The sequence below is a fragment of the Planctomycetaceae bacterium genome (assembly GCA_041398785.1).
Taxonomy (GTDB): domain Bacteria; phylum Planctomycetota; class Planctomycetia; order Planctomycetales; family Planctomycetaceae; genus JAWKUA01.
Map to the genome: position 1 here is coordinate 107,318 of JAWKUA010000002.1, position 25,257 is coordinate 132,574.

19 protein-coding genes are annotated in these 25,257 nt (G+C 60.4%); 6 read left to right on the forward strand and 13 right to left on the reverse strand.

All coding sequences use genetic code 11. From position 1 onward, the window contains the following. Window positions 1-74 precede the first annotated feature (74 nt). On the forward strand, window positions 75-854 hold the full coding sequence (locus R3C19_02620; GenBank protein MEZ6059234.1) for a DUF4058 family protein: 780 nt from the start codon (window positions 75-77) through the stop codon (window positions 852-854). Between the two features lie 175 nt (window positions 855-1,029). Here R3C19_02620 and R3C19_02625 read toward each other — a convergent pair whose 3' ends face one another. The 5 genes from R3C19_02625 to R3C19_02645 all read right to left on the reverse strand — a co-directional run bounded on the left by R3C19_02625 (window position 1,030) and on the right by R3C19_02645 (window position 7,860). Beyond that, complete coding sequence (locus R3C19_02625; protein MEZ6059235.1) at window positions 1,030-2,064, reverse strand: Gfo/Idh/MocA family oxidoreductase; 1,035 nt, start codon at window positions 2,062-2,064, stop codon at window positions 1,030-1,032. A gap of 121 nt (window positions 2,065-2,185) precedes the next feature. After that, window positions 2,186-3,016: an HAD-IIA family hydrolase gene (locus R3C19_02630; protein ID MEZ6059236.1), complete on the reverse strand. Its 831-nt coding sequence runs from the start codon at window positions 3,014-3,016 to the stop codon at window positions 2,186-2,188. Window positions 3,017-3,313: 297 nt separating this feature from the next. After that, complete coding sequence (locus tag R3C19_02635) at window positions 3,314-4,750, reverse strand: MFS transporter (protein MEZ6059237.1); 1,437 nt, start codon at window positions 4,748-4,750, stop codon at window positions 3,314-3,316. 467 nt (window positions 4,751-5,217) lie between these two features. Continuing rightward, the gene (locus tag R3C19_02640) at window positions 5,218-7,575 is read right to left on the reverse strand and encodes a calcium-binding protein (GenBank protein ID MEZ6059238.1); all 2,358 of its coding nucleotides are present in this window, start codon (window positions 7,573-7,575) and stop codon (window positions 5,218-5,220) included. 66 nt (window positions 7,576-7,641) lie between these two features. Further along, entirely contained in the window at window positions 7,642-7,860 is a 219-nt protein-coding gene (locus R3C19_02645; protein MEZ6059239.1) for a hypothetical protein, read from the reverse strand. Window positions 7,861-8,024: 164 nt separating this feature from the next. Between R3C19_02645 and R3C19_02650 the strand changes: the two genes are divergently transcribed. After that, window positions 8,025-11,195 carry an AAA family ATPase gene (locus R3C19_02650; GenBank protein ID MEZ6059240.1) on the forward strand — a complete coding sequence of 1,057 codons (3,171 nt, stop codon included), beginning with the start codon at window positions 8,025-8,027 and terminating at the stop codon, window positions 11,193-11,195. 74 nt (window positions 11,196-11,269) lie between these two features. Here R3C19_02650 and R3C19_02655 read toward each other — a convergent pair whose 3' ends face one another. Genes R3C19_02655 through R3C19_02665 form a run of 3 tightly spaced genes read right to left on the reverse strand, consistent with a single transcriptional unit; the run spans window position 11,270 to window position 14,449 of the window. Further along, window positions 11,270-12,394, reverse strand: coding sequence for a type III polyketide synthase (locus R3C19_02655; GenBank protein MEZ6059241.1), 1,125 nt, complete (start codon window positions 12,392-12,394; stop codon window positions 11,270-11,272). Continuing rightward, a complete protein-coding gene (locus R3C19_02660) occupies window positions 12,391-13,716 on the reverse strand; it encodes an NAD(P)/FAD-dependent oxidoreductase (GenBank protein MEZ6059242.1) in 1,326 nt (441 codons plus the stop codon). Before R3C19_02660 ends, R3C19_02655 begins: the two co-directional genes overlap by 4 nt. After that, a complete protein-coding gene (locus R3C19_02665; GenBank protein ID MEZ6059243.1) occupies window positions 13,709-14,449 on the reverse strand; it encodes a methyltransferase domain-containing protein in 741 nt (246 codons plus the stop codon). Before R3C19_02665 ends, R3C19_02660 begins: the two co-directional genes overlap by 8 nt. Window positions 14,450-14,894: 445 nt before the next feature. Here R3C19_02665 and R3C19_02670 point away from each other — a divergent pair, with 445 nt between their 5' ends. The 4 genes from R3C19_02670 (at window position 14,895) to R3C19_02685 (ending at window position 19,950) form a co-directional block, all read left to right on the forward strand. Then, window positions 14,895-15,734 (forward strand): YceI family protein, encoded by an 840-nt coding sequence (locus R3C19_02670; GenBank protein ID MEZ6059244.1) that lies wholly within the window; start codon window positions 14,895-14,897, stop codon window positions 15,732-15,734. Between the two features lie 78 nt (window positions 15,735-15,812). Then, window positions 15,813-16,664, forward strand: a complete 852-nt coding sequence (locus R3C19_02675; protein MEZ6059245.1) for a class I SAM-dependent methyltransferase — start codon at window positions 15,813-15,815, stop codon at window positions 16,662-16,664. After that, window positions 16,661-17,485: a hypothetical protein gene (locus R3C19_02680; protein ID MEZ6059246.1), complete on the forward strand. Its 825-nt coding sequence runs from the start codon at window positions 16,661-16,663 to the stop codon at window positions 17,483-17,485. Before R3C19_02675 ends, R3C19_02680 begins: the two co-directional genes overlap by 4 nt. Continuing rightward, entirely contained in the window at window positions 17,473-19,950 is a 2,478-nt protein-coding gene (locus R3C19_02685; protein MEZ6059247.1) for an MMPL family transporter, read from the forward strand. Before R3C19_02680 ends, R3C19_02685 begins: the two co-directional genes overlap by 13 nt. Here R3C19_02685 and R3C19_02690 read toward each other — a convergent pair. The 5 genes from R3C19_02690 to R3C19_02710 form a co-directional block, all read right to left on the reverse strand. Next, a complete protein-coding gene (locus tag R3C19_02690) occupies window positions 19,931-20,983 on the reverse strand; it encodes a Gfo/Idh/MocA family oxidoreductase (protein MEZ6059248.1) in 1,053 nt (350 codons plus the stop codon). The genes R3C19_02685 and R3C19_02690 overlap by 20 nt on opposite strands. A gap of 102 nt (window positions 20,984-21,085) precedes the next feature. Then, the gene (locus R3C19_02695) at window positions 21,086-22,066 is read right to left on the reverse strand and encodes a TauD/TfdA family dioxygenase (protein MEZ6059249.1); all 981 of its coding nucleotides are present in this window, start codon (window positions 22,064-22,066) and stop codon (window positions 21,086-21,088) included. 17 nt (window positions 22,067-22,083) lie between these two features. Next, window positions 22,084-23,061, reverse strand: coding sequence for an aldo/keto reductase (locus R3C19_02700; protein MEZ6059250.1), 978 nt, complete (start codon window positions 23,059-23,061; stop codon window positions 22,084-22,086). Window positions 23,062-23,233: 172 nt separating this feature from the next. Then, a complete protein-coding gene (locus R3C19_02705; protein ID MEZ6059251.1) occupies window positions 23,234-24,652 on the reverse strand; it encodes a hypothetical protein in 1,419 nt (472 codons plus the stop codon). Next, window positions 24,649-25,200, reverse strand: coding sequence for a hypothetical protein (locus R3C19_02710; protein MEZ6059252.1), 552 nt, complete (start codon window positions 25,198-25,200; stop codon window positions 24,649-24,651). The genes R3C19_02705 and R3C19_02710 overlap by 4 nt, the downstream gene beginning before the upstream one ends. Window positions 25,201-25,257 lie beyond the last annotated feature (57 nt).

Here is a 25,257-nt window from a genome sequence, read left to right on the forward strand (position 1 = left end):
GCTGTCGGCCATTCGACCGCTGACGCTAGAATACCGGCGTCAAACGCTGAAGCAATCGTCACGGAGCCCTCTGCATGAAGTCACCGTTTCCGGGCATGGACCCGTTTCTGGAAGGTCAGGAATGGCAGGACTTTCACAATCGCCTGAATGTGGCCATTGCCGAAGCAATCAGTCCCGCCCTCGAACCCGACTATTTCGTCAGAACTGAGCGCCGTGTGTACCTTGAGCACGTTGGTCCGGATCCGGATACGTTTCGCGTTGCCGATGTTGCTGTCATCGCGCGTGACTCTGACCTCCCGACCGGCATGCGTGTCGATGGTTCGCCCGTATCGGTTCCCGCTGTCTGTACGTTGCCTCAGCCGGAAGAACGCCGCGAGACGTATCTCGTGATTCGCGACCGCGAGTCGCTGGAGGTTGTCACTGTCATCGAGACGCTGTCGCCTTCAAACAAGCGGCGCGGCGGCAACGGACGAACTGAGTACCTGAATCGGCGCGATGACGTCCTTGGCAGTCGTTCGCACCTGGTCGAACTGGACCTGTTGCGCGGCGGCGAGCGCCTGCCCGTCGTTGAACCGCTGCCTGCTGCCGACTACTTCTGCATCGTCAGTCGAACATACAGTCGACCACGGACGGAACTCGATGCCTGGACGCTGAAACAGCAGTTGCCAACCGTATTGATTCCACTGAAGCTCGGCGATGACGACGTACCACTCGCCCTTCAGCAAGTCATGGACTCCGTCTACAGTCGCGCCCGTTATGATTTTTCCATCGACTATCAGAAGGGACTTGAACCCGCGCCGACCGCGGACGACGACGCATGGATCCGGCAGCGAATCGCAGAGCACTCGGCGTAAGAACTCTGAAACGCGAACCGCTGGGGCAATCCCGACGGAGCCATCTGCATAAAGTCACGGCCTCCCCGCTTTGTCCCATCGACAGCGGCAGACATCCGCTGCCACCGCCGAACTTCGACCATCGGGTCAAGAAGCCGCCAATTGCAGAAGGGTCAATTCGGCGGCAGGAGCGGAGCTATTCTGCCGCGATGACTGCCGCGACTTTCTTCGCCGCTTCGGCGCGAGCCTTTGCTTTCACGTCGGCGACCTTCACGGGCACGAAGCCCTGACGTTTGCTTTCGTCAGCCGCTTCCATGAACGCATACAGGTCAATGGTTTCCTCGTCGGCAACCGGTGACTGGCCGGTCTGGAAGAATTTCACGATCTCCACCAGCAGCGGCGCGTAACCGTCGTAGCCGCCGACGCTGGCTGTCGCTTTCGAACCGAACGCGGTTCCGCCGTAGCCACCACTTCCCGCGCGAATTCCGCGGAACGTACCGATACGGCCGTCGCTCCAGGTACCCGTGACCTGTTCGAAGCCGTCCGTCTGAGTCCGCACGACGGTTTCCACTCCCGGCCCCATCGCCGTAAACAGCGTTTCCACGCCGTGAATCCCGTACCAGAACAAATCCGGGTGAGTCTTCTCCAGCGAAGCCGGGGAATACGCGTCACAGCCCAGCACGTCGCCGATCGACCCGTTGCGAATTGCCTGAACGCCGCTGGAAAACCTCAGCGACGACGAAGAAAACACGGGCGTTTCGTAATGTTTCGCCAGCTCGTAAATTGCGATGCAGTCCGTCAGCGATGCGGCAATCGGTTTATCGACGAAACACGGCTTGCCCGCCTTCAGCACGGGAATCACCTGTTCCAGATGAGGCCGGCCGTCATTGGTTTCCAGCAGCACCGCGTCGACCTGCTGAATCATGGCGTCCAGATCATCACAGATTTCAACACCCAGCGCTGTGATCTCCTCGGTGTACTTCGGCACTCGCGACACGCTGCTTTCGATGTCCGGCGATCCTTTCGGATACACCAGGACGACTCGGCAGCCCGGCACATGCTTTGGATCGTCGACATTGTTCAGCAGTTTGGCGAACGCGATGCAGTGCGACGTATCCAGCCCGATCATGCCGACGCGAATCGTTTTCGACGAATCGCCGCCCGGTTTCTCATCGGCTTTCATCGCCGGCGAAATCACCGCGACAAGTGCCGTCGCAAAAATACTGACCATGAACAAACGAGTTTCGCAGAAAATCATCTTACGCTCCCAACCAGAACAGGGTTCCCGCCGACAATGTGCGTGAAGAGTAGCCGGCAATCTCGTCCCGCTCCAGTCGGCAGGCGGTCAGTCGTCAGGCCACGGCTTCGATCGGTTCGCGAGTTTTGGTTCCGGCGTACTGCAGATGCTCGACGGACAGATGCGAAAGTGTCAGCAGATCGGCGATGGAGTCCACGACGTAATCCGGCCTGTAGGCAAAGTTCGGCAGATCCGCCCGCGACGTCGACCCTGTAAGTGCCAGCACAGTGCGATATCCCAACTGAACGCCGCCAAGAATATCGGTGTCCATTGTGTCACCGATCATCACGGTGTTTGCTGCTTCCAGTCCCAGTTCCTTGCGTGCTGCGCGCATCATCACGGGGCTGGGTTTTCCGACGCTGAACGCTTTCACTCCGGTCGCCGCTTCCAGTAGCGCTACGATGGCTCCGCAACCCGGGCGCGTCCCGGTCTGTGTCGGACAACTCGGGTCCAGATTTGTCGCAATCAGTTTCGCTCCGTTCAGGACCAACTGAACCGCTTGTTCCACGAGTTCGAAGGACAGAGTGCGGCCTTCACCGACAACTACATAGTCGGGATTGCTGTCGACCAGCGAATATCCGTTGTTATGCAGGGCGTTCAGCAGACCGCTTTCACCAATCACAAAGGCCGTTCCGTTTGGCAACTGACGAGCAAGAAACCGGGCAGTCGCCATCGCGCACGTGAAAACGTGTGATTCCTCAATCGGCATCCCCAATCGCTTCAGCTTCGTCGCCACGTCGCGCCGCGTACGCTGGCTGTTGTTGGTGAGAAACAAGAAGGGAATCCGGTCTGTCAATAGCCGCACGACGAACTCCCGTGCCCCTGGAATCAGCTCGGAACCACGATAGATGACCCCATCCATGTCGATCAGAAAACCACACCCCATTGCACCATTCCCTGTTGAATAAACCACGCAGATACAAGCGGCAACTCCGCCGCCGCCTTTGGATGCTCAACCGCCATGGCAAGTCGCGTGCCGTGTCTGCGGGATTCTCGCGAGAACGCAATAATCACCGGCGAACGTCCCAGTGAGCGCTCCGGTCGCCAAATCCGACACCGGTGATTTGTGAAGATTCCACACGACAGAATCAGCTTCCTGAATCGCCGGCAGCAGCAAACTCGCGCGAAACTGCTGCAGGGTTGAGCAGCGGCGGTTCTGCCCGATCGCTATTCGGCCCGATCGCTATTCAGGAAGTTCCTCACCCCGAGTTTCTCTGGCCAGCAGCGTCACCGCGATGCCGACGGCAAACAACGGAGCCAGGTACAGCGCTGACTGATTCGGGCTCCATTCCAGCAGCCCGGAAACCAGAATTACGGCGGCAGATCCGATCCGTCCGGCATTGAAGCAGAATCCCGTCCCGGTACCTCGAATGCGCGTCGGGAACAGTTCCGGAAAATACACCGCGTAGCCGGCGTGCATGCCAAGCGTCAGAAATCCAAACACGGGCAGAAACATGACCAGCACGGATCGGGAGTAGTCGCCGGGGATCAGCACAAGAAACAACGTCAGCGCCGTCGCAAACGCGCCGATGTGGTAGAGCAGGAAGGCTCCCCGACGCCCCAGCCGGTTTGAGATCGACCCAAACAGGACCAGCCCCAGACCGCCACCCAGAACCATCGTCAGGAACATCCCGACCATTTCCTGCTGCTTGATTTCACCCTTGTGCTGTTCAAGAACTTCGGTCCGCAATTGCTTCTGTGAATCGTCAGCCGCGGACCAGTCGACGTCGGCAAGTCCCGCGGCCATCAGGAATCCGGACTCCGACTTTCGTTTCAGAGCATCCTTGCCATAGATGTGGCAGCCCCAGAACGTCGTCAGGCCAATCGTTGCCAGCGCCACGGCGACCGTTGTGTTTCGCAGATTCTGAGCGTTGAACAGGTCAGCAATCACGCCCGTCGCCTGAGTCGCATCTTCGGCCTCGCGCTGCTTGGCCTTAGTCCACTGTTCAGGCTCGCGCAGTTTCCAGCGAATGAACACCGTCAGCAGCGCGGGGACCACGCCAATGACAAAGCCCAGTCGCCAGGTGTTGTCTCCCAGCACCTGAGCACCAATGATGAAATAGCCGACCGCGACGGCCATCAGCGTTCCGAATACGCTGGATGCGTGGAAGATGGAACTCATCACGGAGCGCGACCGTTTCGGCATCACTTCGGCCACCATCGCGCTGGCGACCGCCCATTCGCCGCCGACTCCCATCGCCACCAGAAATCGCAGCACGACCATCTGCCACGGTGCATTCGCGATCGCCGTCACACATGTGAACACCGAGTAGAACAGAATGGTGACGATCATCGTCTTCGAACGGCCGATGCGGTCGCTGACCATTCCGAACAGAATCCCGCCGAACGCGCCGCCAAGCAGGAATGACGCGAGCGAGTAATTGTTCCACGAGTTCTTCAGTTCGACCGTGAAGTCGTCGCCCAGAAGCTGCGGCATGGCGTCGTTCATGCTGGCAACGAACACCTGTCCTTCAAACACATCAAACACCCAGCCCAGCGACGCTATCAGCAGCACCAGCCACTGGTACGACGAAATCTGCTCAAACCACATCGCCTGCTGTTCGCCGGTCGGAACTTCCGGATGATTACCGCCGTTACCCGTCGCGATTTCGCCGCTCATCGAATGCCTCAGTTCGTGGTTCGGTGTGCTGGTGCTGAGTCCGCAGTCTAAACGCGGTCACGTTGAAACTGCAGTCCCGCCGGGCAGGGCAACTCGGCAAACGGACCAAAAGGCGCTGTTCCGTCTCACGGCGACAAAAAGCGCGCCAGCAAGGTTCATTCATGATGCCGAAGAAGGGAAGACCGGGTTCGAACTCGAATTGTCCGCCACTGCGGATGGTCCCCGACCTCGTCACGCGAATAACGATTCCGGACCGGCAGACTCACCCTGCTGCGCGAACACCTCGCCGAGCGCAAAAAGAACAGCAGCAGCCGGAATCCCCCGCGACGAGGGTGAATCCCGGACTGCTGCTGTCGCACCGCTGAGTGCATCCCGTGATGTCTTTCGCTTTCGAGCCCGGTTATCAGCTTGCGACGAATACCCCGCAACATGACCGCGGCTCGGTCAGCCGAAAAGACAACGTCCGCTCAATTGAAGCCAAGTTCAAGATTCAGCAACTGATCCAGATCGGGGCCGCCGAACCCAATATCGAAGCCGTCACCGCCGTCCAACAGATCCCGGCCAAGACCGCCGAACAGCCAGTCGTTGCCGGCGTCTCCAAACAGGCTGTCGTCGCCGAGTCCGCCGAACAGAATATCGCGGCCGTCGCCGCCGAACAGAACATCGTTCCCGTCGCGACCAAAGATGACGTCGTCGTCTGCTCCTCCGGACAGAATGTCATCGCCGTTGCTGCCGATGATGATGTCAACGCCGTCACCACCTTCCGCGACGAACACTATTCCCGTCCGGCTTGATGACCCCCGAATCACATCCCGGCCCGCGCCGCCGTCGACGTCGATTACCTGCAGATCCGCGATTCCCTGGACATCTTCAACGGCGATGTGACCGTCGCCGCCCTGTTCGTTGACGTCAAGAATCTCCGTGGTGCCGATGTCCAGCGTGAAAGAAATCAGATTCGTCCGGTCAAACTGCACGCGGGAACCATTTGCGGCTATGCGGAAATCGTCTCCCGCGCCGTCAGCTCCGTTGACCTGAACGGTGTCGGTTCCGGCTCCGCCTTCCATCAGGTCGCTGTTGTCGCCGTTGTTCCAGATCAGCAGATCGTCGCCATCGTCGCCGTACATGAAGTCATCGCCCTTGCCGCCGACGATCACATCGTCACCGGCACCGCCGCGAAGAATGTCGGCTCCGTCGCCGCCGATCAGCAGGTCATTGCCGTCACCACCGTCGAAGTCGAGAGCGATCAGCCCCGCCAGACCCGTCGTCGCGGCGATCGTGTCGTCGCCGGCCAAACCGTTCACGTCCAGCGTTTCCGACGTGCCGATGTTCAGCCGGAACGGGATGAGATTGGTCCGGTCGAAACGCACCCGCGATCCGTTCGGGCGGACGCTGAATTCATCACCCGCACCGTCAGCACCATTGACCTGAACGATGTCGTTTCCGGCGCCGCCTTCCATCAGGTCGTTGTTGTCGCCGTTGTTCCAGATCAGCAGATCGTCGCCGTCCTGACCGAACATGCGGTCGTCGCCTTTGCCGCCGATCAGTGTGTCGTTTCCGGCGCCTCCCTGCATGTTGTCATTGCCGTCCAGTCCGATCAGCGTGTCGTCGCCATTGCCTCCGCGAAGAATGTCGTTGCCGTCGCCGCCGGTGATCGTGTCGTTGTCGTCACCGCCATCCAGATCCAGAACGATCAGGCCGGCCAGACCCGCCGACGCCGTGATGACGTCGTCGCCGCCCAGGCTGTTGACGTCCAGCCGTTCCGTCGTACCAACGTCCAGCGTAAACGGAATCAGGTTCGTGCGGTCGAACTGAACCCGGCTGCCATTGGGAGCAATGCTGAACTCATCACCGGCCGTTGTCGCTCCGTTGACGCGAACCGTGTCGTTTCCGTCGCCGCCTTCCATGAAGTCGCTGTTGTCGCCGTTATTCCAGATCAGCACGTCGTCGCCGGCGTCGCCGTACATGAAGTCATCGCCCTTGCCGCCGACGATCGTGTCATTGCCGGCACCGCCGCGAAGGATGTCCGCTGCATCTGATCCGAACAGGCGGTCATTTCCGTCGCCGCCGTCGAAGTCGAGCGATATCAGGCTGCCGACGGAACCCAGTGCGCGAATCGTGTCATCACCGGCCAGGCCGTTGACGTCCAGCGTTTCTGTTGTGCCGATGTCCAGCCGGAACGGGATCAGATTCGTGCGGTCGAACCGGACACGGCTGCCGTTGTCGCGAACCAGAAAGTTGTCTCCGGCTCCGTCTGCACCGTTGACCTGAACGACATCATTTCCGGTACCGCCTTCCATGAAGTCGCTGTTGTCGCCGTTGTTCCAGATCAGCAGGTCATCGCCGTCTTCGCCGAGCATCAAATCGTCGCCCTTGCGGCCGATAAGCGTGTCATTGCCGGCGCCTCCGCGCAGCGTGTCGACTCCGTTGCTGCCGGTCAGAACGTCGTCGCCGTCACCGCCGTCGACGTCCACACCCGGACCGACAACGGAAACGTCGATGGTGATGATGTCGTCGCCGGCGTTCCCGTCGACATCGACAAGGTGCGTGTTTGCCAGAGTCGGCACGTCACCGCCGATCGCGACCGTTCCGTTGTTGACCAGCAGGTTTCCGCCGGCATCGGCCGAAACGTCGATCGTGTCACCCTGGCTGTCGCTGCTGACGGCCAGTACGCCGGTGGCCGCGTCAAAGGTCGCTGCAACCGTCAGCAGCACGCGTGATTCGAGCGATTCGCCGGTCACCTGAGAAATCGGTCGTCGGCTTCGGCGACGATTCGTCCGGCGAAAGTTGCAGTTTGAGAACAGGTTTCGAAGATGAATTCGTCGCATGGGGGGTTGCCTCCAATAGCGGGTGGAACACAATGGTTCGGTCCGACGTGGTCCAAACCGGCGAACTCAACCGTCAGCCTTCTCATCCGACTGTGACTCACCGCCGGAGGTGATCGTTTCTGCCAGCAGAAAGGCCAGAAACTCATGCAGTTCGTCCAGATTGCCGAACGCCTTGTTCCGCCCGGATGCGATGTGTTCAACGCGTCCGGCAAACCGGTCGGCGACCGGATCGGTCTCAGGACCGAACTGAATAACGAAGGCTTTTTGGTATTGCTCGCGACTCATGGCAGGAACGTTACGGAGGCGTTCTGAGCGAGTCCCAGGCAACTTCTAAGCGTTTTCTAAGAAGCGTTTTGACGAAGCGTTTTTCCGGTGCCGGGTTGAGCGACCGGGTGCCGACCGTGTGGAATACACGCAGGTGAAGCTTTTTTTCACAGCAAACAGCGACAGTGACAGAAATCCGCCAAACTCCGCCAGAGACTCCGTCGCCGGCTCAGCCGATGTCCCGCCGCCGGATTGAATTTCACGACTTCCGCCTGGACATTGACGACGCGCAGTTGCTGCGCGCAGGCAAGCGAGTCGCACTGACTCCCAAGGCCTTCGACGTACTGGCTCATCTGGTGAAGAACGCCGGACGACTCGTTTCAAAGGAGGAGTTGCTGAATTCTTTGTGGGACGATGTGCTGGTGTCCGATGCGTCGCTGGTTGTGTGCATCCGCGAAATTCGAAAGGCACTGGGTGACCAGGCCCGGTCGCCGCGGTTCATTGAGACCGCTCACCGGCGAGGTTACCGGTTCATCGCAGAAGTCAGTGAGTCGGGGGCCGTCGCTTCCAACGATCGGCCGGATTCCCGTTCCGCCGCAGCCGAAGCGCCGACGGCAGAAACCGACACTCGACAATCCGATACTACACGGCGCCTGTTGCCAGCAGCTTCCGAGTACGTCACGGCCGAACCGCTTCCGTCGCACGATGTCGTGGCGGCGAACTCGCGTCGTTCCACAATCGTTGGCCGCGACGAAGAGTTCGCGGAACTTGAGCAGGCGTTCCGGACTGCCGTCACCGGTCGTCGGCAAACGGTGTTCATTGCCGGAGAAGCGGGAGCCGGCAAGACGTCGCTGATCGCCGAATTCGTCGATCAGCACGCCGGAAAGTCCGTCCGGATCGCGGAAGGCCAGTGCTTTGAACAGTTCGGCGAATGCGAGCCCTATCTGCCGGTGCTCGAAGCGCTCATGCAACTCACACGGCACAGTGACGGTGCACAGGTGATCGATGCGATCGTGCGGCACGCTCCCACGTGGCTGGAACAGATGCCGTCGCTCCGGGATCGGCAGCCGACCAGCCACCCGACAAAGGAAGCACTTGGTTCCAGCGCGACACGAATGCTGCGGGAAATGGCGGAGACTCTGGAAGCACTCACAGCCGAAACGCCGCTGATTCTGGTCCTCGAAGATCTGCACTGGAGCGATTACTCGACGCTGGACCTGGTGTCCTGCCTGGCGCGGCGGCGGCAACCCGCGAAGCTGCTGTTGGTGGGAACCTATCGTCCCATCGAAATCATTCTGCGAAACCACGCGCTGAAGCCGGTGAAACAGGAACTGCTGACAAAGCAGATGTGTTCCGAAATCCCGCTGACGTCGATTTCCGTCGAAGCCGTGTCGGAATATCTGACGCGACGGTTTCCGGAACTTGACGCGACCAGGGAAATCGCGGCCCGCATCCATCAGCGAACCGACGGCCATCCGCTGTTTGTTGTTGAACTGGCCGGGTTTCTCGCCGCGCGCGACGCGCTGGTTCCTGAGAAAGCCGAATTGACCGGCGCGCCGCTGCCGGACACGATCCGGGCAATGATCGACACACAGATCGATCTCATCGATGACGCACAGCGAAGACTTCTGGAAGCCGGCAGTGTGGCGGGCGTGGAATTTTCCGCGGCGACAATTGCCCAGGTGCTGGAAACCGACATCGCAGCCACCGAAGACCAGCTTGATTCTCTGGTGGAACGGCAGCAGTTGCTGCAACCCGTCGACGACGAAGCGCAGGCGGGATCGCCGTCCGCGAAGTATCGGTTTCGACACGTGATGTACCAGGAATCGCTGTATCACCGCTTACCGGCGAGTCGCCGCGCGCGGCTGCATCGTCGGCTTGCGGAAAACCTGGAACGGCAGCACACCGAACCTCCGCCCGAACGGACTGCTGAACTGGCGACTCACTTCGAACGAGGCCATGTGCCGGATCGAGCCGTCCAATACCTTCGGATCGCGGCCGATCGAGCTGCGCGGCGCTTTGCGAACCGCGAAGCCGCCGAATATCTCAGCCGGGCCATCGACCTGACCGGGCGGGACAATGCACTCAGCAATCTGCGGTTGCCGCTGTTCGAACAGCGCGGGCTGATCCATCGGTCCGGCAACAACATCGCCGCCGCAGCGACGGACTTTGAAGCCATGGCCCGAGAAGCCCGGCGGCAGGGAAAGGTCACGGACCAGGCCAACGCTCAATTCTATCTGGCAAGCGTGTTCTCGTGGGTTGACCGCCAGAAATGTCTGGACGCGGCGGCGCGGGCAAATCGACTTGCCGAAGGACTCGACGACGAACTGCACCGCAAACACCTGCGGGGCTGGTCGGCGTATTGGAATCTGCTGTGGGAAGGCTGGACTCCGGAAGACGCCGCCGCATCGGCGGCCGCCGTCCTGTCAGCTCGCGAACACGGCAACCACGAACTGCTGTGCCTGCATCTGGGTCGAGCCACCTGTTTTCATCTGGTGCTTTCCGATTTCGACAGCGCCTGCAGCTCCGCCGAGGAAGCGATGCAGCTTGCAACAGAAATCGGTGATGCCTCGGAATTCCTGGTTTCAACGATCTTCCGGGCTTGGTCGTGCCTCTATGACGGACGCTGGTCGGAGATGTCTCGCCTGTTGTGGGATGGTCTGCAGATCGCGGAAACCAACGGCCATGACCGGTACGCCCTGTTGCTGCGGATGCAGATGGCTCAGTTGTGCAACGAGGCGGGCAACTTCAGTCACGCCGCTCAACTTGCCGAACGCTCGTTTCGCGAAGCGCGCCAACTGGATCTCGGTTACGGCCAGCTCGTCAGCCCGATACTTCTGGGCGTCGCGTACCTGGGCCAGCAGCGGGCCGACGAGGCTCTGAAGCTGTTCGAAGACATTGCCGCACGGCTGGAAAATGAACGGCTGCTGATGGACTGGATCTGGAAAATGCCGCTGCACTACGCGACCGCTCAGTGCCACCTGAAACTCGGCAACCTGGACGCCGCGCGCGAACTCGCGGCGAACCTTCAGCAGGCCGCGGCGTTCCCGCGCGGACTGACTCACGAAGCGCTGTCGCATCAACTGCTGTGCGAGGCTTCTCTTTGCGACGGCGACACCAGGGCAGCTCAGGCACACATCGCACCGGCACTGGACATCGTGCGCACGGCGCACCTGCCTTTGGCCGAATGGCGCGTACTGCAGACCGCCGCGGATGCTTTCCAGAAGAACAGCCGGCGTTCAACAGTGTTTGCAAAAGACAGCCGCAGCGCCTTCGCCAGGTTGATCAGCGGGCTGGATGAAACTCTGCCCGCCATCAGTGCGAACATCGCCGAACACCGCGCGCACGGCCTTTGATCGCTGTTACGATGTCGCAGAGACCGCGCAACCGAACCGGACGTGTCAGCACCGGCGGTGATCGTCCTCGCCTGCTACGTCAGCAGAGCCAGTTCGACGTTGAGCCCCGGGCCGAACCCCAGCAGCACGCACGGCAGTTCTGCCTGTTGTTGCCGCAACAGTTCCACAATGAACAGAATCGTCGGCGACGACATGTTGCCGCACCGCTGGAGGATTTCCACGGACGGTGCCAGGTGTTCGTCCGTCAGACGCAGAGCCTCCGCCACAGCCGCCAGGATTCGCGGCCCGCCCGGATGCACGGCCCAACTGGCGATGTCGTCGACAACCAGGCCGGCAGGCTGCAGAAAATCTCGCATGACGATTGGAAGTGTCCGCATGATGACTGCGGGCACTTCCGGTGACAGAGTCATTTCGAATCCGGCATCGCCGATTCTCCATGTCATCATGTCGGTTGTCTCAGGGATCAGAAACGAGCCGCTGGCCGTCAGCCGGCCCGGAACACGCTTCGTCACTTCGGCATCGGCGGACTGTTCGCAGCCGCGGCAGACAACGGCTGCGGCTCCATCGGCGAACAAGGAATTCGCCACCAGCTTCTGCGGATTCCAGCCATACTGATGGTGCAAAGAACAGAGTTCCACAGCACACACCAGAATCGTCGCGTTCCGGTCACCGGCGAATGCGGCTGCGATGCGCAGAGCGTTCAGTGATGCGTGGCAGCCCATGAATCCGACGTGCGTCCGGGCCGTCGCTGGCGGCAGTCCCAGCGCGTTGATCAGATGCAGATCCACACCCGGCGCGCTGAAACCGCTGCACGATGCGGTGATCAGGTGAGTTAACGCCGCCGGATCAATCCGCGATTGCTGCAGTGCCGCGGACGCCGCTCGGACAGCCAGATCTGGCGCTTCGGATTCGTAACGCCGCATGCGCTCCGCCGTACCGGGGCCGCGATCATCCGGATCGGCAGCGCTCCGATAGAAGCGTTCCGCTGTGGCTTCGCCGTCGTCAGAGGATTCCAGCAGGACACTGTGCCGGTAGCGAATTCCGGCACGCCGATACAGCGCTTCGACAACTGCTGCGGGATTGCCGCTGTCCGTGGCATCCGGATGCACACAAGTCGCAGCAAACATCGCTGCAGCCGACTGCGAGATCCGATGCGGCGGCAGGGCCGTGCCGAGTCCCAGAATTTGCAGTGATGTCATTCCCAGGTATCCGAAACGGAAGACGGCAGGTTGATTCGCCGCACAATGTGCTGAGGAATCGACGGCAGAGCACGACATGTCGTCATGACGGTGGGCAGCAGCCAGCCGCGATGCAGAATCATCGACAGCATGCGGCACCAGGTTTGATCGCGCCGCGCTGCGCGTCGACATATCGCTGACCAGCGCTGCTCCAGGGACGGCGACCAGTCGCTTCGATGTGCCCTGTCGGACAGCAGCGAGACAACATCCACGGCCGACTGAATCGCCCAGGCCATACCTTCACCGGTAAATGGTTCGACGTATCCCGTGGCGTCTCCCAGCAACAGAATCCGGAAGTCGGCACAGCGGCGAGCGGATCGTGTCAGCGGAATCGTGCCGCGAATATGTGCCTGTGACAGCAGTGCCGGAACCGGAACTCCTGCCGATCGCAGCAACTCTGCCAGGCAGTCGCGCGAAGAGCGCCCGTCGCGCAGCAGTTTCGGTTCCACGGCGGCCGCAAGATTCAACTGCCCCTGTTCTGTTTGAACGAGACCGACGTAGCCTCCGCGCCCAACCGCCATCAGAATTTCACCCGGCGGCAACCAGTCGTCAGCCGGCGTGCGATCAAAGCGCGCCCCGAGTCCGATGCGGGATCCCTGCCGCGGCATTGCGGAAAACTGCGGAAGGTGACGGACACTGGGATGGCCAAGTCCGTCGCACACCAACACAACCCTGGCAAGAATCTGCGACGAAACAGAAGGAAGCAACTGCCGCGGCATTTCGCCGGCGAAACTCACTGCAGCATTCTTCTGTAGTTCGACAACACGGAACACGCTGCGATCGATTCCCGAACGTTCAGATCGCATGAATCTCCCGTCAGCTTCGTGATCGTTCGACTCAACGGCGCTGGCATCCGCGCCGACGTCGGCGCCGACCGTGGCGGTGACTCCGTCGCAGAGTCGAACCCCCGCCTGCACCGCTTCCTGAGTCAGCCAGCCATCGAGCAGCGATCGTGAAACGGAAATTCCGGGCGGCATGTCGACACGCAGGTGACGCCGGCCACTGCGAATCATCAAATGGTCGGTGGACTCGCCGTTCAGCTGCTTCAGACCGTCTGCCAGCCCCAGTCGCTCCAGCAACTGCACTGCGCGAAAACTCAGGCATCCTCCGCAGACTTTGTGGCGCGGCAGTCGCTGCTTTTCCACCAGCAGAACCGACCAGCCGCGTCGCGCTGCCAGCAGTGACGCCACGGCTCCGGCAACGCCCGCGCCGATCACCACGACATCAAACGTCTCGCCGGACGCCGGCAGCGGCGCTGTCTTTGTGGCGGTTGGTTCAGACATGTGTTCTTCCGGCAGCGGCTTTCCACTTCAGCAGGAACCGCTGAGGCCAGTGGCGCTGAATCGTGGTGCCGTCCATGCCCGCCTGTTCGGCAATTCGAGTCGCTTCGTCACACGTAAACGCGCCTTCCACGGACATGGGACCATCTGCATGAACGACCGGAGATCGTGACAACAGCCGGCAACCCGCCCACGCAAGCCAGTACCCGATGCGCGATCGGCAAAGGTCGTCAACCAGCACCAGAGCCGTGGCGCTGTATTTCATGATCTGCATCAAATGCACGGCCTGCTGCTGATCGAGGTGATGCAGAAAGAGACTGCACATCACGACGTCATGCTGGTCGCCGGGCAGATCGCCTTCGAACACATTGCACTGATGGAACCGCACATTCCGGAGTCCGGCGTCCGACGCGCTTCGGCTGGCAACGGCCACTGCGGTGCTGCTGATGTCACAGCCATCGATCCGGACATCAATTCCGTGCAGACAAAATCGCCGGCCAAGACGCACGACAAGGTCGCCGCCTCCGGAAGCGATGTCGAGCACAGTAAGCTGCCGATGCTCGCAGACTGCGGCGGTCGTCGCCGGCAGCATGGCCGCCCACAGCACAGACTCAATTCGGCTGAACCAGTTGATTCGCCGCAGTCCGCGTAATGCCTGCTGGTGTGATCCAGGATCGATGGAAGGGTCATCCATCAGTTCATTTTGTCGAATCCGAATCGACAGGTCCGGCGTCATTCGTTTCTCCAGGTCGTCAGTTGTGCCGGTCGTTTCCGTCGGCGGCCAATGGTGACACATTTTCTGCCAGTCGCTGCGGCAATTGGTCGTCCGGCGCTCACGTTTTTCACAAACGGTCAACAGTTCGATCACACGGGAATGCCGCCTGGATTCGACGACGCACACTTGACCGAACGACCGCGAACAGCGTGCATGCATGCGACGCGCGCCAAATGACGTTTTTTTGCCGTCGACTTCATCGCACAAAGGCACATTGTGTGCCGGAACAGACCAAACTTGATGAGAATTCACTCATCTTGATACAACGAAAGTTTCATCTGTCCACGGATGAAACCGCTGGCTAATCTTCGCGCGGTCGGCGCGATTCTGACATGCCTGTTCACGCGAGAATCAGCGATATCAACCGTACGCGCCGGCACGCTATTTCCGCTCGAAAGGGAATTCCATGTGCTCACTTTCAATACCCGGAACAGTCCTTTGCACCACCGTCACGCTGTTGACGCTGGTCGTGGAATCGCCGGACAGCCGAAGCGCCGACAGCTCGCGTCCCGCAGCAACGAATGGTGCTTCGTCGGGCATCTCAATCACCGACAGCGGAACACGGCGGGCTTCCGCGACTGCCGTGAAGACATCGTCGGAACAGAGTCCTTCAAAGATCAGCCTTCAGGACGGCGAACCGACGCGGGCACCCGGTGAAGTCAGCACGCAGCACAGCCGTGTCTATGTGAAAGTCGGCAAGACCGGACTGGGCCACGATCACGGCGTGGAAGGACGGCTTCGCAGCGGAGTACTCCACCTGGGAGCCACCCAGGACGCGGGAGAATTCGTGTTCGACATGAGTACCTTCGACGCCGACGGCAATCGCGCTCGCGGGTTCGTCGGACTCGATGGAAGCACCGACACATCGACGCGACAGCAGGTCAACGAAAACATGCATGGGCCCGATGTGCTGAATATCCGCCGGTTTCCAACGGCCACCTACACGATCAAATCGGCAAAGCTGCTGGATCGCAACAGCCGGCGCGGCCTGCCGATGTATGAACTCAACGGTGAGTTCTCGCTGCACGGAACGTCACGCCCGCTGATGATCATCGTTGATGTCGAAACCAAAGACGGCATGTGTCACGTGCGAGGCAGCTTCAACATGCTGCAGACTCAGTTCGGCATCACTCCATTCAGCAAGGCGTTTGGCGCCGTGGGTGTTGCCGACAAACTGACAGTGTATGGGGATCTCTGGGTCGGTTCGGAATCAGCGACGGCTTCGCGCGGCACGTCGCGTCAATAAGAATTCGGTCCGGAGCAAAGCAGCTCGCGGCAGCAATCAGTTTCCTGCCAACGAAAGCCAGAAACGGAGTCGGTCACAGTGATTTCCTGTGCAGATATTCGCGGCGACGTCATTCGGCGTCACTACGACATTTCAACGCTGTTCTATCGGTTGCTTTGGGGACGTCATATTCACCACGGACTGTGGGAACAGGATGACACGTCGGCGCGAGTGACTCCGGCGCAGGCGGCTCAACAGTTGACTGAAGAGCTGGCGCGGCTGGTCGGCATTCAGGAAGCAGACCGAGTGATCGATGTCGGCTGCGGCATGGGAGGTTCGTCGATTCATCTGGCGCGGGCACATCGCTGCCAGGTCACAGGAATCACGATCAGTCCGTTCCAGCGACACTGGGCGACATGGTCCTCTCGGCTGGCGGGAACACGGCAGCGCACTCAGTTCCTGTGTCAGGACGCAGAACATGTCCGGCTGGCGGATCAGTCAGCCGATATCGTGTGGAGCATCGAGTGTACGGAGCACCTGTTCGGCAAACCGGAATTCTTCCGCCGCGCGGCCGGGTGGCTTCGTCCCGGAGGGCGGATGGCGATCTGTGCCTGGCTTGCCGCCGACGACCCGCTGACACGCTCGCAGGAACAACAGGTTTACGATGTGTGCGAAGGATTCTTCTGCCCGTCGCTGGGATCCGCGCAGGACTATTCGAACTGGATGACCGCAGCGGGACTGCAGATGAAGCATGTCGCGGACTGGACTGTGCGAGTTCGCCGCACGTGGGAAATCTGCCGTGACCGGATCAATCGTTTCGGAATTCGTCGCATGGCGTCATGGATCGACCCCGGACAAATCATCTTTCTCGATCGGTTTCAAACGCTGCTGGATGCTTACAACTCCGGCGCGATGAAGTATGGATGCTTCATTGCGGAGAAGCCTGAATGAGCAGTACGGCAATCGCCGACATTGCCTCGCATGAGTCGGGTGAAACAAAAGGTTTCGGTCACATCGCCACGGACGGTCGGCGTCTTGCAGGCCTGGCGTTCGGTGTCGGCACACAGGCCCTGTTTCTTGTCACCGTCGTCGGGCTGTGGTCTTTTCTGCGCTACGGCGTGGCCGGGGAACGGTCCGGCTGGCTGCTGACCGACATTCTTCTGGCGCTGCAGTTTGTCGTGCCGCACAGCATTCTGTTGCATCCGCGGACGCGGCGAGCGATGAAAGCCTGGGTCTCCGCCGAATTCCACGGGGCTGTGTTCTGTGTGGGTACCTGCCTTAGCCTGCTGTTGATCTTCCGCTGCTGGCGCGGTTCCGGAGACGTGTTGTGGGAATTCTCAGGCACCGCCGCGACGGCGATAGTGTGGGCATTCGGTCTGTCGTGGGCGGCCTTGCTGTACAGCATCAGTCTGACGGGACTGGGATACCAGACCGGCTGGACTCAATGGCTGTACTGGTATCGTCAACAGCGAATGCCGCGACGCGATTTTTATGCTCGCGGAGCGTATCGACTGCTGCGGCATCCCGTGTACCTCAGCTTTCTGGGACTGATCTGGTTTACTCCCGTGATGACCACGGATCATGCCGTGCTGACGGGACTCTGGAGCGTGTACATCGCCGTCGGAAGCGTGCTGAAGGACCGCAGGCTTCTCCATTATCTGGGCGCAGATTACGCTGATTACATGACTCGCGTGCCTGGTTACCCGCTGATTCCGTTTGGCCCGCTGTCACGACAGCGTTCTCCGGTCGGAACGTCCCGATGCAGCAACTGATTGCCCGCGCACGACTCGTCGCCCTGTACGTGATCCTGATCGCTCCGTTTGTCATCTGGGGAGCGATTCACGCTCTGGAATCCAGCAACAATTCGCCGATTGACTGGGTGGGACCGGAATTTCCCGAACGGCAGCACTACGACGCGTTTGTCGGCCTGTTTGGTCACGGTGACGCGGTGATCGCCAGTTGGCCCGGCTGCGTTGTGACGGACTCACGGCTGGACAAACTTATGTCCACGCTGCGGAATTCACGCGCGTTTCTGAATGCCGACGGTGTCAGTTCCTTCGAGTCGGTCGTCTGCGGACGCGAAGTTCTGCTGCAGATGTCTCGCCCGCAGACTTCCGGCGACTTCGCTCAGCAGCCGGCATCTCGCTCGGAAGACAGTCTCGACAACGAAGACAGCGCCGCGGGCTCCGGCGGCCTGGCGGAACGCAGACGGTTTCAGCCTCAGGAAGCGATCAAGCGGCTGCAGGGAACTCTGATTGGCGCTGACGGCGAGACGACGTGCGTGATCTGCACGTTTACTCCGGCAGGCCTGCGCGATCGAGCGGTCGTCGTCCACCGGATCCGACGAGCCATTGAGCTGGTGTGCGAGACTTCGGACGAGGACATTCACCTGGCCGGCCCGGTCATCGACGGACTCACCGTCGATGAAGCCAGCCACCGTTCGCTGACGCGCTACGCCGGACCGTCGGCGATCATCATTCTGGTTATCTGCTGGCTGTCGCTGAAGGATCCCATCGCCGCCGGCGTCGTGTTTCTGACCGCAGTGGCGTGCCAGTGTCTGATTCTGGCAGTGATTTACTTCAGCGGAGAACGGCTGAGTGCGCTGCTGATCATTCTGCCGCCGCTGGTGCAGGTTCTGGCGGTGTCCGGCGGCATTCATCTGATGAACTACTATCTGAACGCTCTGGAACACCTGGAGCCTCGACAGGCCGCCATCGATGCCTTTCACAAAGGCTGGCTTCCGAGCCTGCTGTCGCTGGGAACAACCGCGATGGGAACCGCTTCGCTGATGATCAGCGAACTGCGTCCGATCCGGCTGTTCGGAATCTACGGAACGGTCGGAATTCTGCTGGCGGCAGCGTCCGTGCTGACATTCATTCCATGCGCAATGATGCTGATCGGAAGACGGCGTTCCGACCGGCCGCGAGCATTGGACGAAATACCGTCCGGCGCGAAGACGTCGTCACCGTGGAGCCAACTGGCGGGAATTCTGACGGTCCGCAATACACCAATCGTCATCACACTGTGCGGCATCATGGTGGCGGCAGGGCTGGGGCTGCCGGACCTGAAGACATCCATCCGAATCGAAACGCTGTTTCCGCACGACAGCCGCATCATGCGGGACTACGCGTGGCTCGAAGAGCACCTTGGTGCCCTGGTCCCTATCGAAGTTCTGGTCCGTTTCGGCCCCAATGCTGAACTGAACGACCGTATGCGGATGGATATTCTTTGGCAGGTCAATGACGTGCTGGAACACCAGCCTCACATCCGATCAACCACTTCGGCGCTTACGTACCTGCCGCCGCTGCCGTCGATGAAATCCATACCCGCGACACTTCGCACCGGACTGCTGAACAGGGCAATTTTCTCCGCCAGGCCCGGGTTCGAACAACTGCACTGCCTGACGCACGACAATGGCGAAGAAATCTGGCGAATCACCGCTCACGTCGGTTCTCTTGATCCGCTCGACTATGGCCAGATCCTGTCCCGAATCACGCAGTCGATCAGAGTGGCCATGCGGGAATCACTTCAGGACGAACGCTGTGCCCTGACGATTGAAACGTCGGGGATCATGCCACTGGTGCATCAGATTCAGGGACAACTGCTGACCGACCTGTTCGCCAGCCTTCTTTCGGCTCTGCTGGTCATTACGATCACGATGACAATTGTGGAAGCCGGACTGCTGAACGGACTGCTGGCCATGGTGTCCAATCTTTTTCCGATTGTCACTGCGTTCGGCGTGATGGGCTGGCTGCAGCATCCCATGGACATCGGTTCGGTCATGACAGCCAGTGTCGCGCTGGGAATCGCCGTGGATGACACACTACATTTTCTGACATTCTTCCGCCGGGCTCTGGCGGTTCATGGCACGAGTCGGCTGCAGGCGGTCTGCCACGCCTATGACCACTGCGGCCGGGCGATGATTCAGACGTCGGTGTCCTGCGGCATGGGACTGCTGGTGTTCGCGCTCAGCGACTTTGTTCCGACCAGTCGCTTTGCGATTCTCATCGTCTGTCTGCTGGGACTGGCGCTGCTCGGCGATTTGCTGCTGTTGCCCGCGATCCTGCTGTCGCCGGCGGGCCGCTTCTTTGAGCCGTTGCGCGATTCAACACCAGCCAATGTTCCGCCGGAAAGTCCGGCCACCGCCGGTGTCCCGGGCTCGCAGCAAACTCACGATTTCGCAAGCCACAGTTCTACGCCCCGGGAGAACCAACCCGTCAGCGCGCAACTTCACTGATCGGCACGACTTTTCCTCGCCGGATTGACTCCTGAGCAGCCAGGCAAACGGCGACGTTCATTCTTGCGGATTCGCCGCTGTTCAGCGGTGTCGCTCCCGAGCGGCAGCAGTCGATGAAATGCGCGAGCTGCGCTTTGATGCCCCGGTCGACTCGACCGGACGCGTCGCGAAAACCCGCTTCGTCATCGGGATCCGCAACAAGCTCTTCGAAGTGTTCCGGCGGATCAAACCGACGGCAGCTCAGATGAATCGCCTGGTTCCTGGTATCAATGCGGCCATTGCTGCCCACCAGACCGATTTCACAGTCTCCGCCCGTCGGCGCGAACAGACAGATTTCCAGTGTCGCTCGCCGGCCGCCTTCGTACTCGACCAGGACCTGAGCATTATCCAGCAGCTCGCGATCCGTCAGCACATCGCGACCGCCGAACGCAGCGACTCGAACAGGCTTCGTCCCCAGAATCCAGTTGAACAGATCGAAGTGGTGACAGTTCTTTTCCAGCAGCAGACCACCCGTCAGCAGTTCACTCGAACGCCAGCCGGGGCGCATCGGGCCTCGATATTCGCGGCACCACATGATTCGCGGGTCGCCGACATCACCGTTGTCGACCAGCGATTTCATCCGCTGATACAGACGCTGAAACCGCATTTCATGCCCGATCTGCAGCACTCTACCGGCGGCCTTTGACGCGGCAATGATGGTGTCGCATTCGGCAATTGTCAGTCCCAGCGGTTTTTCACACAGAACATGTTTGCCGGCTTCGAACGCCGCAGTCGCAGCGGCGTGATGCTGATCGTTGGTCAGTGCGACAATGACCGCGTCGAGCGCGTCGAGCTTCAGAACATCGCGCCAGTCGTCGAATGTCAGCAGGTGATCACCGACAATCGCCTTTGCGGCGTCGCGGCTTCCGGCGCTGCGGCTACTGGCGGCAATGACATTCACATCCGGCAGCCGCAGCAGGTTCTTCAGATGAGCCTCGCGGCCGAACCAGCCGGCTCCCAGCAGGCCGATGTTGAGGGGGCTTACCGTTTTCAGTGTTCAGTTTTCCGGTAACAGGGAACAGGCGAGCCGCGCGACGTAAGTCCGCAGACTATGGAACCTGCGATTTGAGGCCCGTGGATTGAGGCCCGGGTATCCTCACGACGCCACCAGGCTTGCCAGGACGCTTCTTGTACCTTCGAAATGCCGACGTCCGTGCATCGCCACAAAGTTGTCAACCAGCGCGACGTCTCCGGACTGCCACGGGACGTCGAATGTGATTTCTTCCGCCATGGCAATCACCTGATCCATCGTCGCAGGGTCAAGCGGTGTGCCGTCGCCGAAGGTAATGGATTTCGACGGATCGTTGCGGGAATCCTTCCAGCCCCGGAACGCAGCGATGAGCTGATTGAAGAACGATGTCCGGCCGTTGGCCAGTTGTCTTACCGCCGGCAGTTTCGGCGTGGTGACTTTCAGGCAGCCGTTGTCCAGCCACTGCCAGGTATATCCCAGACTGCTCATGCGAGCTTCCGCGGCTTCGCGGCTGTCGGCCTTCCAGGTGCTCTGCCAACTGCGTCCCATGCCGGATGCCGCATCGTTTTCAGCGGGCATGACATGACTGTACAGCAATCCCCTGGCGGCGCAATCAGCGGCGAACTGCGGCAGTTCCCGCTGCATTCGTTCGAACAGCACGTCGCTGCGGCAGAGCGGAGTCGCTCCACCGCTGTCGGCCGCCTTTTCGCAAAAGAAAAACAACCTGGCGGGAAAGATCGGTGTCTGCGCCATCTCGTGGTGCAGAAAAATGTCCACGTGCGGCGGAGCTTCATTCGCCGTGAAGACTCGCGGCGTGCGAACTTTCCGCACGGCATTGGACAGCGAGTCTTCGTAGGCGAAGTTCGGGAAATCGAACGCCGCGATAAAGCGGTCAAAGTCGCTGTCGGAGGACAGCGGAAAACCGCGAAACAGGATGGCTCCGTGCTGAGTCGCCCGGCGGTCCAGGTCGTCGCGGTTGTCAGCAATCCATGCGGTCACGTCGTCCAGTGTCGCGTTCGGCGAATTGCAGCCGATCACCAGCGGAAACACCACGTCATCGTCGGTACGTTGTCCGGGGACGGATAGCTCGGCGACAGTCAGACACATGGGCGCGGGTTCGAACTTTACTCATAGATCGGCAGAAACGTGTTAAACGCCGCTTCCCCGAAGTGTCCCGGATCATTGAAGCGGCGATGCTGGTCCAGCGTGTTGATCAACTGCATCTGCTCTTCCGTCAGTTTGAAATCAAACAGGCTGATGTTTTCGATCATTCGCTCGCGGCGCGACGTCTTCGGAATCACGGCCGTTCCCCGCTGAACCCCCCAGCGCAGAACGACCTGAGCGGGCGTCCGGCCGATTTCCTCAGCAATCTCCAAAATCAGCGGGTTTGCCAGAACGGATTCAAACGTTTCGGCCATCCCCAGACTGAAATAACTCTGCGCTCCCAGCGGCGAAAATGCCGTGTACGCGATGACTTCCTGCTGGCAGTATCGCAGAAGTTTTTGCTGAGTCAGATACGGGTGAGTTTCCACCTGCAAAACAGTCGGACGAATCCTGGCATGCGACAGCAAATCGCGCAGCAGACTGGTGCCGAAGTTGCAGACTCCGATGTGCTTCACAACGCCTCGGTCGACCAGTTCTTCCATCGCGCCCCAGGTTTCGCTGATCGGAACATGAACCTCTTCGACTCGCGGATGTTCGGCTCGGGGATCGGTGAACCAGCCCGGCGGATAGTTACGATCGAAGGGCACGTACCGGGACGCCAGCGGGAAATGGATGAGATACAGGTCCAGGTATTCCAGGCCCAGATCATCCAGAGACTTTTCGCAGGCCGGACCAACGTGTTCCGCGGCGTGATACGTGTTCCACAGCTTTGACGTAACCCACAGGTCTTCGCGGTCACAGATTCCGTCGTCAATCGCCTGAGCAATTCCGTCGCCGACCTGAACCTCGTTGCCGTAGTCGCAGGCACAGTCAAGATGCCGGTATCCGACTTCGATCGCCGTCCGGGCGGTTTCGGCCGCCCGATCGTTTTCGACTTTCCAGAAACCGAAACCGACCTGGGGCAGTGCCGCACCCGAAGCCAGATGAAGAGATTCCATAATCGTCTTGCCGTTGAGTCTGAGGTCGTGCCGGAGAACAGAGTTTTCTGAGTCGGCAGCGTAACGGCATGACGTCGCGGCGTCGAACAATCGCGACGACCGGTTCCCGCGACTGCAGCGGCGGAACGGTCACTATGAAAACTGAGCGCCCGGTGCAGCGCCGATTCCGCCGTTATTCAGGCGGCGGGCCGATCGGTGGTTCGGGCGGTTCGCCGGCGAAGGGGCCGCCCGGAGCAGGGCCACCGGAGCCGTCGTTTGGACGCGGACCTTCATCCCACCGCGGCGCTCCGCGACCCCTGCGACCGCTGAATCCCGGGTCGTCGTTTCGCGACGGACGCCCGCCCCAAGGCCGCGACATTCGACGAATGTCCCTCATGCGGTCCTGGAAATCGTTCAGTTCGGCGGCCAGCTCATTGACAACTTCGCCACTGTCCGCGGACGTGACAATCGCCTGCTGCCGCAGCCGCTGCCGCGCATCGTCCGCATCCATGAACATCATTTCGTGCTGCTCGGCCACTGGCAGGCTGTCGAACACTGCCGCAAGACTGGTCGCCTCCGGCATGTGTTCTGACTTGAAGTCTTCACCGAGGTGATTGTTGGCGGCTTCAAGAAACGCGAAGACAACTCTGTTCGTCGACACAGCGATGGCGATGCGCTGCCACTCGACGTTGTCGTTCTCGGAACGTGAACGGCCGTCGTTGCCGCGCGACCCGCGACCGCCGCCCGGTCTGCTGCCAAACCGCAGGAAACTCTGCTGCATGTCGCTGCGAACAGCCTCGATTCGAGTCCGATGTTCCGAATCCACCAGCTCACTCAGCAGCGACTGCATGACGAACTGTCCGTCGACGCGAGGCTGCCTGGCCACCGGTTCGGTCCCGCCATTGTCAGGCGGCGGACCTGGCGGACCACCGCGCCTGGGCATCGCTTCCATCATCGCACTTGACAACCACAGCGAGCGAAACAGCAGCCGATCCGTTTCGCGGTCAAGCTTGCTCAGTTTCTGCTGCTGCAGCGGTTCAAGCCGATCTGCAGGAGCAACAGCATCCAGAAACCCCGCGTATTGCGAAACACTGAAGCGAATAACCCGGCTGTTCTTACCGTCGGAATCGGAAGTCGCGTCGCTGGACTGGCGGTCGCGGTCGGACGGGTCACGCTGGCGAAAATCCACCACGATTTCATCCGTCGCCTGTAACAGCATGTCGTTGTGATACTGCGACTGAATCGTCGTGACCCAGTCGTCGGGGGAAGTCTGTTTCAACTCCATCAACTCGTCTCGCGATGCCGGGTCAAGTGTAACCCACCAGGCGTAGAGCCGGTCGAGCTGTACCTTCAATTCGGCGTCGCGGGAGATTGCGTCGTGCAGCTTTGAAAATCGCTGACGATCCTCCGCCGGCATGTCGGCAAAAACCGTCGTCTGGCGCGAGCGGATCGAGTCCCTGTCTTCCGGCGTCAGGTGCTCGTACTCCTTCAGCGCAGCCTGCAACGCGTCATCGTCAACGGCCGACCAGCCCGCCAGCAGAATTCCCGCAAGAACTCCCAGCGCCAAAGCAGCCAGGGCTGCGCCGCGGTTTGCCAACCCGGTTGTTGTCATGGTCTGGGCTCCTCCCTCGAAGCGGGATTCTCCGGAAGCTGAAGCTGTCGCAGTGCTTCGACGTCCGGCAGGACTCGATACTGCGGATAGTTCTTCAGCAGATCAAGGTTTTCCAGAATGGCCCTGTCGGTCTCCGGAGACTGGCTATCCTGGAAACTCCGGCCAATCGTCAGCCCCAGCCAGGCACCCAGAACACCGGCCAGAAACCACGGGACCATTCCGGTCCGGCGGACGTTCCTGGAAATGGATTGCACCAGCGTGACGCGCGGCTCACTGGCGGACATGTGTTCGCGCGTTGCCGCCGTCGAAATGGAAACCATCGTCTTTTTCGCGAAGTGATCGCTGGCCGAAACTTCTTCCAGCGAATCCAGCAACTGCCAGGTTCGGTCCAGCGAATCGGCATACTCCCGTAGAGAAGCGTCCTTCAGCAGCCGCAACTCGACGGCACTCATGGCGGTATCGTCCAGTTCGGCATCCAGATACGAAACAACTTCCGTGAGTTGTTCGTCGAAGGGATCTTCTGAGTTGTCAATCCGGGGTTCGGACATGGCTGATGAGTCAGACGTAGCTGATTGTGTCAGACGTAGCTGATTGTGTCAGACGCA

What these genes read in the sequence shown, in the direction of transcription:
- R3C19_02710 (MEZ6059252.1), bottom strand. Translation starts at nt 25,200, where the DNA reads ATGTCCGAACCCCGGATTGACAACTCAGAAGATCCCTTCGACGAACAA.
- R3C19_02680 (MEZ6059246.1), top strand. Translation starts at nt 16,661, where the DNA reads ATGAGCAGTACGGCAATCGCCGACATTGCCTCGCATGAGTCGGGTGAA.
- R3C19_02640 (MEZ6059238.1), bottom strand. Translation starts at nt 7,575, where the DNA reads ATGCGACGAATTCATCTTCGAAACCTGTTCTCAAACTGCAACTTTCGC.
- R3C19_02700 (MEZ6059250.1), bottom strand. Translation starts at nt 23,061, where the DNA reads ATGGAATCTCTTCATCTGGCTTCGGGTGCGGCACTGCCCCAGGTCGGT.
- R3C19_02660 (MEZ6059242.1), bottom strand. Translation starts at nt 13,716, where the DNA reads ATGTCTGAACCAACCGCCACAAAGACAGCGCCGCTGCCGGCGTCCGGC.
- R3C19_02685 (MEZ6059247.1), top strand. Translation starts at nt 17,473, where the DNA reads ATGCAGCAACTGATTGCCCGCGCACGACTCGTCGCCCTGTACGTGATC.
- R3C19_02630 (MEZ6059236.1), bottom strand. Translation starts at nt 3,016, where the DNA reads ATGGGGTGTGGTTTTCTGATCGACATGGATGGGGTCATCTATCGTGGT.
- R3C19_02635 (MEZ6059237.1), bottom strand. Translation starts at nt 4,750, where the DNA reads ATGAGCGGCGAAATCGCGACGGGTAACGGCGGTAATCATCCGGAAGTT.
- R3C19_02670 (MEZ6059244.1), top strand. Translation starts at nt 14,895, where the DNA reads ATGTGCTCACTTTCAATACCCGGAACAGTCCTTTGCACCACCGTCACG.
- R3C19_02665 (MEZ6059243.1), bottom strand. Translation starts at nt 14,449, where the DNA reads ATGACGCCGGACCTGTCGATTCGGATTCGACAAAATGAACTGATGGAT.
- R3C19_02655 (MEZ6059241.1), bottom strand. Translation starts at nt 12,394, where the DNA reads ATGACATCACTGCAAATTCTGGGACTCGGCACGGCCCTGCCGCCGCAT.
- R3C19_02620 (MEZ6059234.1), top strand. Translation starts at nt 75, where the DNA reads ATGAAGTCACCGTTTCCGGGCATGGACCCGTTTCTGGAAGGTCAGGAA.
- R3C19_02645 (MEZ6059239.1), bottom strand. Translation starts at nt 7,860, where the DNA reads ATGAGTCGCGAGCAATACCAAAAAGCCTTCGTTATTCAGTTCGGTCCT.
- R3C19_02695 (MEZ6059249.1), bottom strand. Translation starts at nt 22,066, where the DNA reads ATGTGTCTGACTGTCGCCGAGCTATCCGTCCCCGGACAACGTACCGAC.
- R3C19_02705 (MEZ6059251.1), bottom strand. Translation starts at nt 24,652, where the DNA reads ATGACAACAACCGGGTTGGCAAACCGCGGCGCAGCCCTGGCTGCTTTG.
- R3C19_02625 (MEZ6059235.1), bottom strand. Translation starts at nt 2,064, where the DNA reads ATGGTCAGTATTTTTGCGACGGCACTTGTCGCGGTGATTTCGCCGGCG.